At 65.7% G+C, this 13,150-nt stretch carries 10 protein-coding genes; 5 read left to right on the top strand and 5 right to left on the bottom strand.

The genetic code is table 11. The features are described from left to right. Positions 1–18: 18 nt before the first annotated feature. From ACZ1A1_RS01025 to ACZ1A1_RS01035, 3 genes are read left to right on the top strand one after another with little or no spacing between them, the layout of a single operon-like run. Entirely contained in the window at positions 19–1,275 is a 1,257-nt protein-coding gene (locus tag ACZ1A1_RS01025; RefSeq protein ID WP_463618383.1) for an MFS transporter, read from the top strand. Next, a complete protein-coding gene (locus ACZ1A1_RS01030) occupies positions 1,272–3,275 on the top strand; it encodes a TonB-dependent receptor (RefSeq protein WP_463618384.1) in 2,004 nt (667 codons plus the stop codon). The genes ACZ1A1_RS01025 and ACZ1A1_RS01030 overlap by 4 nt, the downstream gene beginning before the upstream one ends. A gap of 10 nt (positions 3,276–3,285) precedes the next feature. Next, positions 3,286–4,452 carry an FAD-dependent monooxygenase gene (locus ACZ1A1_RS01035; protein WP_463618386.1) on the top strand — a complete coding sequence of 389 codons (1,167 nt, stop codon included), beginning with the start codon at positions 3,286–3,288 and terminating at the stop codon, positions 4,450–4,452. A gap of 136 nt (positions 4,453–4,588) precedes the next feature. On the opposite strand, the gene ACZ1A1_RS01040 is transcribed toward ACZ1A1_RS01035, so the two are convergent. The 4 genes from ACZ1A1_RS01040 to ACZ1A1_RS01055 all read right to left on the bottom strand — a co-directional run bounded on the left by ACZ1A1_RS01040 (position 4,589) and on the right by ACZ1A1_RS01055 (position 9,959). Beyond that, positions 4,589–5,335, bottom strand: a complete 747-nt coding sequence (locus ACZ1A1_RS01040; RefSeq protein ID WP_463618388.1) for a YoaK family protein — start codon at positions 5,333–5,335, stop codon at positions 4,589–4,591. 521 nt (positions 5,336–5,856) lie between these two features. Continuing rightward, complete coding sequence (gene glcF / locus ACZ1A1_RS01045) at positions 5,857–7,152, bottom strand: glycolate oxidase subunit GlcF (protein WP_463618390.1); 1,296 nt, start codon at positions 7,150–7,152, stop codon at positions 5,857–5,859. Between the two features lie 174 nt (positions 7,153–7,326). Beyond that, positions 7,327–8,526, bottom strand: coding sequence for an FAD-binding protein (locus ACZ1A1_RS01050; RefSeq protein WP_463618391.1), 1,200 nt, complete (start codon positions 8,524–8,526; stop codon positions 7,327–7,329). Next, positions 8,523–9,959: an FAD-linked oxidase C-terminal domain-containing protein gene (locus tag ACZ1A1_RS01055; RefSeq protein ID WP_463618393.1), complete on the bottom strand. Its 1,437-nt coding sequence runs from the start codon at positions 9,957–9,959 to the stop codon at positions 8,523–8,525. The genes ACZ1A1_RS01050 and ACZ1A1_RS01055 overlap by 4 nt, the downstream gene beginning before the upstream one ends. Positions 9,960–10,219: 260 nt before the next feature. Between ACZ1A1_RS01055 and aphA the strand changes: the two genes are divergently transcribed. Together aphA and ACZ1A1_RS01065 are read left to right on the top strand one after the other, a co-directional pair. Beyond that, positions 10,220–10,909: an acid phosphatase AphA gene (gene aphA, locus ACZ1A1_RS01060; RefSeq protein ID WP_415214234.1), complete on the top strand. Its 690-nt coding sequence runs from the start codon at positions 10,220–10,222 to the stop codon at positions 10,907–10,909. Positions 10,910–10,932: 23 nt separating this feature from the next. Next, positions 10,933–11,829, top strand: a complete 897-nt coding sequence (locus ACZ1A1_RS01065) for a LysR family transcriptional regulator (protein WP_463618395.1) — start codon at positions 10,933–10,935, stop codon at positions 11,827–11,829. Positions 11,830–11,847: 18 nt separating this feature from the next. Here ACZ1A1_RS01065 and ACZ1A1_RS01070 read toward each other — a convergent pair whose 3' ends face one another. Further along, positions 11,848–13,125 (bottom strand): DUF3422 family protein, encoded by a 1,278-nt coding sequence (locus ACZ1A1_RS01070; RefSeq protein WP_313192153.1) that lies wholly within the window; start codon positions 13,123–13,125, stop codon positions 11,848–11,850. Positions 13,126–13,150: the final 25 nt, after the last annotated feature.

Genomic DNA, 13,150 nt, shown 5'->3' on the forward strand with positions numbered 1-13,150 from the left:
AACTCATTGCGAGGGGCAATGTCGACCGCTTTCACGAATTTCGCCGCCCGCTCGGCAAGCTGGACCGTGCTCGGCCTGCTCGCCGGCCTCTATGCCGCCCAGTCTGTCACCGGCTCGATGGTGCAGACCGCGCTGCCCGTCGTGCTGCGCGACGCCGGCATGCCGCTCGACCAAATCGGCTATCTCGCCGTGCTGTTCCTGCCCTGGGCGTTGAAGTTCCTCTGGGCGCCGTTCATCGACCGTTTCCTGACCGAGCGCACCTGGATCCTCCTCTGCCAGCTCGGCATCATCCTGTGCTTCCTGGCGGCCATGGCCTTGCCGCCGCAGACCCACATGGCTTCCCTTGCCATCGTCCTGCTCGTCATGGGCGTCTTTGCCGCCACGCAGGACGTCGCGACCGATTCGCTTGCCGTCCGGGCTTCCGACGCCGAGACACGCGGGCTTGCCAGCGGTGCCTCCACCGCCGGCGCCTATCTCGGCTTCCTCATCGGCGGCGGCCTGTGGCTCGTCGTCTATCAGCATGCCGGCTGGGCCGTTTCCATGGCGGCCATGGCCGGCTTCGTCTGCCTGCTGACCGTTCCAGTCTTCCTGTCCGGCGGGCTCGCCGGCCCGCGGGTGAAACAGGCTGCGGCGATGCAAAGAATCGGCCTTCGCAGGACGATGAAGAACCGCGCCCTGATGACCGGGCTCGTCTTCCTCGTCGTCTATCAGGTCGGCATCCGCATGGGCTCTGCCCTGACCGGCCCCTATCTCGTCGACAAGGGCATCGCGCTCGACACGATCGGCCTGCTGCGCGGCGCGGGCGGCGCGCTCGCCGGGTTCGTCGCCTCCTCGCTCGGCGCGCTCGTCGTGCAGGCGCTGGGCATCACGCGGTCGATCGTGCTGGCCGCGATCCTCAACGTCCTGCTGCTTGCAACCCTGGCCGCCGCCGAATTCGCCGGATCGGCCTCGCCGACGCTTGCCCTCATCGTCCTGCTCTTGCAGGTGGGCGCGGTCGCCTTCTCCTTCGTCGCGCTCTATGCGGCCATGATGAACTGGTGCAATCCGGAGCAGACGGCGACGGATTTCGCCGCGCTCCAGAGCATCGACGCGATCCTCGCCATCTCCGCATCCGCCATTGCCGGCATGCTCGGCAACGCCTTCGGCTACGGCTGGCTCTTCGCGGCTTCGGCCGCCTTCATCCTCGCAGCCATCGCCCTCGCCTCCCGCACGCTCGGCGCTTCCGCAAGGGCGGCGCGGAGCTTCGCAATCCCAGAAAAGGTATCGGAACCATGATGCGTCACCGCTTGTCCGGCGTTTCCCTCCTCGCCCTCGCCGTCGGCCTGTCGCCTCATGCGGCAACAGCGCAGGACGGCACCGAAACCTCGACGCTCGAGCCGATCATCATCACCGCCACCAAGCGCAGCGAGGACTACTTCCTGCTGCCCTCGGCGGCCGACATCGCCAATGCGGAGGAGTTGCAGACGCGCGACATCGACGCGGTCGCCGATCTCGACCGCATCTTCCCGGACGTCAACATCCGCTCGCGCTCCAGCCGCGCCTATGCCAACTTCACCATCCGCGGCCAGGCTTCGCTCGACTTCTACAATCCGAGTACCCAAGTCTATGTCGACGGCCTGCCGCAGGACAGCTTCAACCTCACGCGCACCCTGCCCGGCGGGCTGGAAAGCGTGGAGCTGCTCTATGGCCCGCAAGGTACGCTCTATGGCCGCGGCGCCATCGGCGGCGTCATCAACATCATCACCCGCAAGCCGGATAACGAAGCGCGTTTCAGCGCGGACACCAGCCTCAGCAACGAAGGCATGGGCGGCACCTTCTATGCCAGCTCGCCGCTGATCGACGGCGTGCTCTACGGCGATGCCAGCCTGTCGCTCTCGCGCAGCGACGACAGTTACAAGACCATGTTCGCCGGCGAAGACGTCGGCGGCACGGATGATATCTCCGGCCAGATGCGCCTTCGCTACGCACCCGAGGATAGCCCTTGGGACGTGACGGTCAGCGCCGGCCGGGGCCGTGTTTCCTCGACTGAGGAATATTTCGTGATGGAATCCATGCTGAAAGACCGCATCGCGCTGCCCATCCCGTCGCAATACGATCTCGACACCTGGAATTTCGGCCTCAACGCGTCCTACGACCTCGGCTTCGCCACGATCACCGCGCTGACAGGCTACCAGAAGAGCGACCTCGACCGCACCGTCTTCGGCACCTACACGCCGGAGAAGCAATGGACGCTGAGCCAGGAGCTGCGCATCGCCTCCAATCCCGACCAGGGCAGCGCCATCGACTATGTCGCGGGCCTCTACTACCAGCATCTCGACTTCGCCAGGAACGTGCCGGTCGCCGGGCAGGTCTCGCAGCAGGAGATAGACTCCTACGCCCTGTTCGGCGACGTGACCTGGCACGCCACGGATCGGCTCGACATCTCGCCGGGCCTTCGCCTCGACTACGAGCGCGCAGCGGCCGAGGCGACCGGCGGCATCACGCTCAACGACGAGAACTCCTTCACGGCGCTCTCCCCCAAGCTCGGGGCGAGCTACGGCCTGTCGGAAGAGCTGCGCCTCTACGGTCTCGCAAGCACCGGCTTCAAGGCCGGGGGTTTCACCCGCACCCTCACGCCCGCCAACATCGCCTTCACCTATGACCCGCAGCACACTTATAACGGCGAGGTCGGCCTGAAATACCGCAACGAGGCGGGTACGCTGGAAGCGCAGCTTTCGGCCTATTACAACGTCACCAAGGACTACCAGATGTTCGTCGGCGTCCAGCCGCTGCAATATCTGCAGAATGTCGGCGAGGTGACATCCAGGGGCATCGACCTGAAGATCCGCGCAAGACCCACCGAAGAGCTCGGCATCACTGCAGGCCTTGCCTACAACCACACGCGCTTCACGGACTACGACAATCCGGTAACGCCCGGCATCGACCTCACCGGCAACGCCGTGCCCTATGCCCCCGATTTCACGGCCAATCTCATGGTCGACTACCGCTTCGAGCTGGAAGGCGGCCATGGCACGCTAACGCCCTATGCGGGCCTCACCTATGTCGGCGATCTCTATTTCGACGAGACCAACACGATCGGCCAGAAGGCCCATGCCCTCGTCGACCTCGGCGTGAAGTGGGAAATCAACGAGACGGTCGCGGCGGAGGCCTTCGTGACCAACGTGTTCGACAAGACCTATACGACCTACGGCTTCAATGCCGGCGCGCCCTATGGAAACGTCTATCAGCTCGGGCAGGGCCGCACGATCGGCGGACGCATCAACGTGACGTTCTGAGGAGGCGGCCATGCGTATCCTCATCGTCGGCGGCGGCCCCGCGGGCCTGACCTTCGCCGCCTGCCTGCTGCGGCACGGCATCGAGCCTGTCGTCGTGGAAAAGGCCCCGCGCGGAAGCACCGGCGGCTATTCCATCGGCCTTCACATCAATGGTTGGCGCGTTGCCGAACGGCTGGGCCTCGTCGAGGCCTTCCGTGCGAAGGCCATGCCGCTCGGACCCGCCCATCATCTCGACCGGCGCGGCCGAAAACTCTTCTCCTATGACTACCGCGTCTTGGCGAAGGCGGCGGAGGGTCGCCTTCTCGCCATCATGCGCAGCGATTTCCAGGATATCCTGACAGCGGCCGTTACGGACAAATGCCCGATCCACTACGAGACGACGGTCGCTGCGCTCGACGATGACGGCGCAGACGTTACCGCGACCTTCTCCGATGGCAGCACCGACCGCTTCGACCTCGTTGTCGGGGCGGATGGCTACCGCAGCACGGTCAGGGCCCTTGCCTTCGGTCCGCACGAAGACTTTCTCCGTCCGCTCGGCTATCGCGCCAGCGCCTGGCGCGTGCCGCTCTCCAGGCCGCTCGGCGCAAGCTTCGTCGGCATGATGGACGTCAACCATCAGGGCGGCCTTTATGATGTCGGCGACGGCACGGCCGCCACGCTCTTCTGCTGGCGGGACGCGCGGACGGATCGGCTCGATCCCGAGGCGAGGCGCGCGGTGCTGCAAGCGAAGTTCGGTGATTGGCCGGAGCCGATCGCCTCGGCGCTGACCTCGGCGATCGACTGGGACCGGGCTTTCTTCGACACGGTCTCCCAGATCGAGGTGTCGAAATGGTCGAGGGGCCGCATCGCGCTGCTCGGCGATTCCGCATGGTGCCTGACTTTCCTCGCCGGCCAGGGTACGTCCACGGCGATGGCGGGCGCCTATATCCTGGCCGCGGAACTTGCCCGCAAGGGCCATGCGGAAGCACTCGACAGCTACGAGGCACGGATGCGGCCACTGGTCACGAAAATGCAGGCCGTCTCCCGCAAGATCGGCGGTCACTACGTTCCACAAAGCACATTCGGTATGCGCATGCAGTCCTGGATCCTGCCGATCATGCTTTCCCGGCCGCTCATAAAATTCACGTCGAGCCGTCTGGCAGCTCCCGCGGTGGAACTTGAGAAATCTGACAATTGACTCACTTCGACGAGACCGCAGAATTCAGCTGCACCGAAAGTCGCCGAGTTCAACCGAGCCATCGATCCAGCATGAGGCTCGCGGTCAAAATAACGCCAGTCTCGCAAGAAAGGCTGATGCCTGCAGGCCACAGCAGTCAACGGAAGCATTTCTTGAGATCGCTGAATAAAGGGAGCGCGGCGATGCCTAACAGCGGAAGCGCAAAGGCGAGCGTGGCCGGCAAGCCCACCGTCTCGAAGAGCCAGGCTCCGGTCAGCCCTCCAACAAAGAACTGGCCGATCAGTAGCGCTAGCACACGTATCTTCCGCCTGTCCGCACGGACAGGCGGGTAACTCCCGGATGTTGAATCCCTGTTAAAGTAAATGAGCTTGCCGATCTCGATGCCGAGATCGGTCACCATGCCCGTTACATGCGTCGTGCGAATGCGGGCGCCCGACAGCTTGGTGATAACGGCATTTTGCAGTCCCATCACGTAGCATAGGAGCAAAATCACCTGAAACGTAAAGTGGGTCGCGCTCTGTTGCGCCTGCCAGGAGACGATGGAAAAGAGGAGGAGGAGAATACCTTCCCACGCCAGCGGGAGAGCGTAGACCGAGCGAAGTTCGCGCCGTCTGGCCCAGTTGACAGCAAAAGCCGAGGTTGCAGCCCCGCAAACGAATGCGAAGAAAGAACCGGCTCCCAACAAGGCGATATCCATCTGCCCGATAATCAGACTGTCGGCCATGCCGGACACGATACCCGACATATGAGACGTATATTGATGGACCACCATGAAGCCGCCGGCATTTGCTCCGCCCGCCACGAAGGCCAAGAAATATGCGAGATGCGTATCTGCTCGCTCGCTGCGGCCGCGGTCAGCGAGCTCAAAAAAATAGTCGCGCATTACGAATTCCATCAAGGTTGCCGTCTATTCGGGCTCCTACCGCGAAATCCGCGTCCGATGAAGGCAAAACCGTCGTGACGGCAGCCGCTTGTGTGTGGGAGCTTTCCGAATATTCAGTGCTGCACGCCAGATGGCAGCCAACAGCCACCCGGCGATAACTTCCTCTTTGCTCTCGCCGATGATCGTGCCGCATACACACATCCATGGCGGTGCGGAAAACGATTCCTGATAGGAAATCCAAACGCGTCAGATCGCCGATTGCAGAATCATCAACCGCCGATGCGCGGTACACTGCGGGACGCTAGAGAGAATCTCCGATCCAATCTTCATGCCCGTGGCGGATGCAGATCACGAAAAAGCTCATCGTGGTATCGTCGGGCGACCAAAGGCCCGAAGGCTCGGACGCCCTGTTCCGCGATTGAAACGATACCCTCTTCCGCTTCGACAGGGATACGAACTGCTGCCCCATCGGGATGGTCGCGTGCGGAAGACAATTCCCACCGCGGCCTTTCGGCAGAATGTCACACAACCGCCGGCTTTTCTCCACCATAGGCCCAGTCGAGCAGTTCCACCGTATGAAGAATCGGGATTTGCGTGCCCGTGGCGATCTGCGTGATGCAGCCGATATTGCCGGTCGCGATGAGATCGGGCTTCGTCGCCTCGATGTTCCTGACCTTGCGCGCCTTCAGCTTGCCGGAGATTTCCGGCTGGAGGATGTTGTAGGTGCCGGCCGAGCCGCAGCACAGATGCCCTTCCGCCGGATCGCGCACGGCAAAGCCCGCCTTCTTCAAAAGCGTCTTCGGCAGCATGGTGATCTTCTGGCCGTGCTGCATGGAGCAGGCCGAGTGATAGGCGACCGTCAGCCCCCTCGCCTCCTGCTGCGGCAGGTCAAGGGTGGCGAGATATTCCGTGACATCCTTGGCGAGCGCCGAGACGCGCGCGGCCTTTTCCGCATAGGCGGGATCGAGGCGCAGCATGAAGCCGTAGTCCTTGATCGTCGTGCCGCAGCCGGAGGCCGTGACGATGATGGCGTCGAGCCCGCCCTTCTCGACTTCTCCGAGCCAGACGTCGACATTGCGCCGCGCCGCTTCCAGCGCCTGCGCTTCACGCCCCATATGATGGACCAGCGAGCCGCAGCAGACCTCGCCCGCCGGCGCCACGACCTCGACGCCGAGGCGGGTGAGCAGGCGGATCGTCGCTTCGTTGATCTCCGGCTTCAGCACCGGCTGGGCGCAGCCCGAGAGGATCGCCACCCGGCCGCGGCGTGGGCCGGCGGCGGGATGCGTGCCGGGCTTGGCGCTGTCGGAGGCTTTCGGCAGGCGGCGGGGCACAAGGTCCAGCATCGCGCCGAAGGGTTCGAACGGCTTGAAGCGCTTGAGGAGGCCGGCGAAGGGGCGGCCGAGACTTGCCGCCTTCAGCGCCAGACGGAAGCGGCCGGGATGGGGCAGCACCGCCGCCAGCAGGTTGCGCGTCAAACGGTTCCAGAAGGGCCGCCGGTACGTCTCCTCGATATGCATGCGGGCATGGTCGACGAGATGCATGTAGTCGACGCCGGAGGGACAGGTGGTCGTGCAAGCCAGGCAGGAAAGGCAGCGGTCGATATGGGTGACGACCTCGGCATCGGCCGGCCGGCCGTTCTCCAGCATGTCCTTGATGAGGTAGATGCGGCCGCGCGGGCTGTCGAGCTCGTTGCCGAGCGTCACATAGGTCGGACAGGTGGCGGTGCAGAAGCCGCAATGCACGCATTTGCGCAGGATCTTTTCCGATGTCGCGACATGCGGGTCGGCGAGCTGCTCGGCGGTGAAGTTGGTCTGCATCAGCGGGCGCCCTCCGAGGCCGTGGCATACCCCCCTCTGCTCTGCCGGGCATCTCCCCCACAAGGGGGGAGATTGAGATGTGGCACCGCCTTGCCCCCAACCGATCTCCCCCCCTGTGGGGGAGATGCCCGGCAGGGCAGAGGGGGGTGAACAGCGTGCATCGTCATCATTTCCTCACCCCACCATCCGTGACCGGAACAACCCGTCCGGATCGAAACTCGCCTTCACCCGCGCCTGAAGCATCGCGACCGCCTCGGCCTGCGGCTGGAACGCCTCGGTTGCCGCCAGCGCCTCCGGCCGCGCGCGCAGGAGCGTCGCGTGCCCCCCGCCAACGGCCTTGACATAACGGCGCAGGAGTTCCGCCTCGGGATCGGCCTCCATGCGCAGCCAGACGAGGCCGCCCTGCCAGTCGTAGAAGGCATCGATGCCGGCTTCGAGGCGGAGCGCGGCGACGAGCTGCTGGCCGGCGAGCGGCGCAACGGAGACGCGCCAGAGCGGGCGCGGCGTGCCGTCGGCATAGGGCGCGCCGTCGCGGATCTCGCGCCAGAGGCGGCGCGAGGCCTCCCCTTCCAGCCGCGTGACGGCGCCGAAGCCGGCCATGGCGGCCGCAAGCTTTTCCGCGCGGACATTGACGGAGGCGGCAAGGCCTTCGAGGCGCAGCACGGTGGCGGCGCCATCCGGCAATGCGTCGCCGGCGAAGCGGCCGCGCACGCTTTCGGGAAGGTGGGCGGCGCCGGAGGCCTCGACCGACATCGACATGGCCGTCGCCATGGCGGCGGCGGCTTCCGCGTCGTTGAGGTTCGAGACGACGAGCGTGACGGCGGTTTCCGGCACCGGCAGGAGCCGGAAGGTGACTTCCGTCATGAGCGCCAGCGAACCGTGCGAGCCGGCGAGCAACTTCACGAGATCGAGGCCGGTGACGTTCTTCATCACCCGCCCGCCCGCTTTGACGATCTCGCCTTTGCCGTTGACGAAGCGCACGCCGAGCAGGCTGTCGCGCGCCGCGCCGCCCGTAAAGCGGCGCGGGCCGGAGGCATTGGTGGCGAAGACGCCGCCGATGGTCGGCAGGCCCGACGTGCCGAGCACGCCGCGCAGGTCGTTCGGCTCGAAGGCGAGCATCTGACGCTTTTCGGCAAGGGAGGCTTCCACCACCTCCAGCGGCGTGCCGGCGCGGGCCGTCATGGTCATTTCGGCGGGGTTGTAGGCGACGATGCCGGAAAGGCCGCGCGTCGAGAGCACGTCCGCGCCTTCGGGCACGGCATGCAGATCGCGCGTGCCGCCGCCGCGAATGACGAGGGGCGTCTTCGAGAGGGCGGCGACCTGGACGAGGCGCGCGGCGGCCTCTTCGGAAAGCGGTTCGTGGATCGGCGTCATGCGGCGGGGCGCCCTTCGAGCGGGAAGACCTTGGAGGGATTGAGCAGCCATTGCGGATCGAAGGCGGCGCGCACGGCCATCTGCTGGGCAAGGTCGGCCTCGGTATATTGATGGCGCATCAGGTCGCGCTTCTCGATGCCGACGCCATGCTCGCCGGTGAGGCAGCCGCCGGCATCGACGCAGAGCTTCAGGATATCGTTGCCCGCCGCCTCGGCGCGCGCGGCGTCTTCCGGGTCGTTGGCGTTGAAGAGGATGAGGGGATGCATGTTGCCGTCACCGGCATGGAAGACATTGGCGACGCGCAGGCCGTATCTGGCGACGATCTCCGCCGTGCCGCGCAGCACATAGGGAAGCTGGCCGAGCGGCACCGTGCCGTCCATGCAGATATAGTCGGCGATGCGGCCGGTGGCGCCGAAGGCGGACTTGCGGCCCTTCCAGATCAGCGCCGCCTCGGTGGCAGACTGGCTTTCCTTCACGACTTTCACGCCGTGCCGGCCGGCGATCTCAATGATGCTGGCGAGCATCGCATCCATCTCCGCCTCGGAGCCCTCGACCTCGACGATCAGCAGCGCCTCGACATCCATCGGATAGCCGGCATGGGCGAAGGCCTCGCAGATCTCGATGGCCGGCTTGTCCATGAACTCGATGGCGACGGGGATGATGCCGGCGCCGATGACGTCGGCAACGCAGGCGCCCGCCTCCTCCGATGTGTCGAAGCCGAAGAGCACCGGGCGCGCGCCCTCGGGCCTGGCGATCAGGCGCACCGTCGCCTCCGTGACGACGCCGAGCTGGCCCTCGCCGCCGCAGACGACGCCGAGAAGATCGAGCCCGCCGGCATCGAGCGCCTTGCCGCCGAGCTCGACGATGGTGCCGTCGATCAGCACCAGCTTGACGCCGAGCAGGTTGTTGGTCGTCACGCCGTATTTCAGGCAATGCGCGCCGCCGGAATTCATGCCGATATTGCCGCCGATGGTGCAGGCGAGCTGCGAGCTCGGATCGGGCGCATAGAAATAGCCGTCGGCGGAGACGGCATCGGAAATCGAGAGGTTCGTGACGCCGGCCTGCACCGTGGCGGTGCGGTTGGCGTAGTCCACTTCGAGAATCTGCGCCATCTTGGAAAGGCCGACGACCACCGCGTCCTCCTGCGGGATCGCCCCGCCGGCAAGCGAGGTGCCCGCCCCGCGCGGCACTACCGGCACGCCGTAGCGATGACAGTATTTGAGGACCGCCGCCACCTGCTGGGTCGTTTCCGGCAGGGCGACGGCGAGCGGCAGGCGGCGATAGGAGACGAAGGCGTCCGTCTCGAAGGGAATCAGCTCGCGCGGCTCATGCACGAGACAGCCTTCCGGCAGGAGATCGAGGAGGTCGGCAACGATCTCACGGCGGCGCGACAGCACCGCCGGACGCGGCTCCAGGAACTCTATCTGATCCATTCCGTGCCTCTCCTCGCCTGTTTCCTGCGGCTTTCGCCGGGCAGGAACGTCGGGCGCTTCCGCCCATATCCCCAAGTGGTCCATTTTCTTTACCACCGAGTCCCGGCCAGTGCAAACCCATGCCGTCGCCACCGCCCGCCCGAGAGAGAGGTGGATCGCGCCGCGATCGCATTGACCGCCTGTGACACGAATGCGACAGTCGCCCGGACCGGAGTCGACGCCCCGCGCCCCTCCGGTCGGCAGGCAATGAGGAGGAAAGCATGCGCAAATCGTTCACGGCCGTCTCGGCCCTTCTGCTGCTCGCGGGCGCCGCGTTCGCGGAAGACGTGTCGAACCTCAATCCCGGCATCACGACGTCCGAGCTCCTGGCGACCGCGCCGGTGCACTGGGTTTCCGTGGAGCAGGTCGAGGCTTCGCTGGAAGGAGAGGCCCCCATGGCCGTCGGCTTCGACGTGGACGATACGGTGCTCTATTCCAGCCCCTGCTTCTACTACGGCAAGATGAAGTATTCCCCGGCCTCGGAGGAATATCTCAACATGGATGCCTTCTGGACGGATATCCACACCAACAATTGCGACCAGTATTCCATTCCCAAGGAGGTCGCGCGCAAGCTGATCGACATGCACACGGCGCGCGGCGACGAGATTTTCTTCATCACCGGCCGCACCCGCGGCAGCGGCGGCGAGACGCTGACCGCCGCGATCAGGAAGGCCTTCGGTATCGAGAAGATGAACGACGTCGTCTTCACCGCCTCGTCGGAAAACAAGGTGGAATTCCTGAAAGACCACAAGCTGAAAATCTATTACGGCGACGCCGACAGCGACATGAAGGCGGCGCTCGCGGCCGGCATCCGGCCGATCCGCGTCATGCGGGCGCAGAACTCGACCTACAAGCCGGAGCCGAAGAACGGCAAGTTCGGCGAGGAAGTCATCGCCAATTCCACCAATTGAACCGCAGGTGACGGAGACGGCGCGTGACAAATCTCGGCGATCTTGAAATCTTCTCCCGCGTCATCGCCATGGGCAGCATGTCGGCGGCGGGACGGGCCCTCGGCCTTTCCCCCGCCGTCGTCTCCAAGCGCGTGAAACGGCTGGAGGAGCGGCTCGGCACGCGCCTCTTCCAGCGCACGACGCGGCAGATCTCGCTGACCGAGGCCGGGCAGGGCTTCTACGAGCGCATCGTCGGCATCCTCTCGGGCATCGAGGAGGCGGAAGCCTTCGTTTCCGGACGCTCCGGCGCGGTGCGCGGCTCGCTGCGCATCTCCGCGCCGACCTCCTTCGGCCGCATGCATATCGCGCCCCATCTCAAGGGCTTCATGGACAGCTATCCCGAGCTGGTGGTCAACCTCGTCCTCACCGACGACTTCTCCGACATTGTCGGCGGCGGCTTCGACCTTGCGATCCGCATCGGGGAACTGTCGGATTCCTCGCTCGTCGCGCGCCGGCTCGCGCCGGTGCGGCGCGTGCTCTGCGCATCGCCCGACTATATTGCCCGCCACGGCACGCCGGCCTCGATCGAGGACCTCGCGCACCATGTCTGCCTGCCGCCGCATACCCAGGACGCCTGGCGGCTGGAGGGACCGGAAGGCAGCGTCACCTACCGCCCGCACGGGCCGCTCTATACCAATTCCAGCGAGGTCGTGACCGAGGCCGTGCTGTCCGGCCTGGGCATCGCGCTGCGCTCGACCTGGGATGTCGGCCCGGCGCTGAGGAGCGGCAGACTGCAACAGGTGCTGCCGAGCTACGAGGGCTCGCGCAACGTCGTGCTGTCGGCGGTCTATCCGAGCCGGCAGTTCCTGCCGGTCAAGGTGCGGCTCTTCATCGACTATCTCGCCGAGCTCTACGGCCACCAGCCCTATTGGGAGCATTGAGGCCGGGGGCGGCTCCCCTCAGTGCCGGTCCTCCTCCGCATGGCGGTGGCGGATGGCGCGCACGAGCAGCCACATGCCGAGGATGACGAAGGGCACGGCGATGCCCGTCAGCGTCTCCGGCTTGATCGGCAGGCCGAGACCGTGCGCCGCCTTCGCCACATAGCCGAAGAGCCCCACGACATAGTAGGAGATCGCCGCCACCGACAGGCCCTCGACGGTCTGTTGCAGGCGAAGCTGCAATTTCGCGCGGCGGTCCATGGAATTGAGCAGCGTCGAATTGAGCTGTTCCAGTTCCACGTCGATCCAGCTTCGAAGCAGGGCCGTGGCGCGGGCGAGCTTGCGCGAGAGGTTCGCCTGCCGCTCCTCGACGGACTGACAGGTCCGCATGGCCGGCGCCAGCCGGCGCTCCAGGAAGAAGCCGAGCGTCTCATAGCCCGGCACCGCCGTCTCGGCCAGCGTGCGGATGCGCTCCTGCACGATGCCGTAATAGGCGCGGCTCGCGCCGAAGCGGTAGAGGCTGAGGGCGGCGTTGGCCTCCAGCTCGGCGGCAAGGCGGGTGATCTCGGTGAGCAGCTCGTCGGCCTTGTCGCGGGCGTGCTGCTTCATGGCATTGGTGATGCCGGTCAGCCCGTCCTCGATGCGGCGGATATCGGGCGAGAGCGACTGGGCGAGCGGCAGGCCCATCATGGCGAGCGTGCGGTAGGTCTCGATGTCGAGCAGGCGCTGGACGAGCGCGCCGCGCCCGGCCTCCGTCATGCCGCGGTCGATGACGAGGATCTGCGTCAGCCCGTCGCCGTCTTGGCGGAAGTCGGTGAGGACGACGCCCTGACCGTTCTTGATCTCGCTGTAACAGAGGCTCGTCGGATCGAAGGCGGAGATCGCCTCGCGGGTTTCGGGCGAATCCGGCCGGATTTCGAGGCGGATGCCGGAGATCAGCGTGCCGGGCGGCGAGAAGCTGTCGCCGAAGGGATGGACGGGCACCTCGCCGCCGAACTTTTCCGGCACCGGCGCATCCCAGAAATAGGTCGAGAACTCGGTGTGGCGCTCCCAGCGCAGCGTGCCCTGCCCCCAGCTCAGCGCATGATGGCTGGAATCGCGGCCGGGCGGCGAGATGCCTCGCGAGCGCGACAGCTCCGCCATGACGGCATGGTCGACCGCCGAGCCGCCCTCCGTGAGGAACGCGAGCTGGAAGATGACGCGCGGCGACGGCACCAGCGCATACGGTCTTGCGTGAATTTCCCCGAGCGCCTGCGCACGCGCGGTCGCCTGCGGAAAGGCGAAACTGCCCTTAGCCATGCCTGCACCTTCCCCTCATGTGCAA

The sequence above is a fragment of the Shinella sp. R2-11 genome (assembly GCF_055330205.1).

What these genes read in the sequence shown, in the direction of transcription:
- ACZ1A1_RS01025 (WP_463618383.1), top strand. Translation starts at nt 19, where the DNA reads ATGTCGACCGCTTTCACGAATTTCGCCGCCCGCTCGGCAAGCTGGACC.
- ACZ1A1_RS01035 (WP_463618386.1), top strand. Translation starts at nt 3,286, where the DNA reads ATGCGTATCCTCATCGTCGGCGGCGGCCCCGCGGGCCTGACCTTCGCC.
- ACZ1A1_RS01040 (WP_463618388.1), bottom strand. Translation starts at nt 5,335, where the DNA reads ATGCGCGACTATTTTTTTGAGCTCGCTGACCGCGGCCGCAGCGAGCGA.
- ACZ1A1_RS01070 (WP_313192153.1), bottom strand. Translation starts at nt 13,125, where the DNA reads ATGGCTAAGGGCAGTTTCGCCTTTCCGCAGGCGACCGCGCGTGCGCAG.
- ACZ1A1_RS01050 (WP_463618391.1), bottom strand. Translation starts at nt 8,526, where the DNA reads ATGACGCCGATCCACGAACCGCTTTCCGAAGAGGCCGCCGCGCGCCTC.
- ACZ1A1_RS01055 (WP_463618393.1), bottom strand. Translation starts at nt 9,959, where the DNA reads ATGGATCAGATAGAGTTCCTGGAGCCGCGTCCGGCGGTGCTGTCGCGC.
- ACZ1A1_RS01030 (WP_463618384.1), top strand. Translation starts at nt 1,272, where the DNA reads ATGATGCGTCACCGCTTGTCCGGCGTTTCCCTCCTCGCCCTCGCCGTC.
- glcF (WP_463618390.1), bottom strand. Translation starts at nt 7,152, where the DNA reads ATGCAGACCAACTTCACCGCCGAGCAGCTCGCCGACCCGCATGTCGCG.
- aphA (WP_415214234.1), top strand. Translation starts at nt 10,220, where the DNA reads ATGCGCAAATCGTTCACGGCCGTCTCGGCCCTTCTGCTGCTCGCGGGC.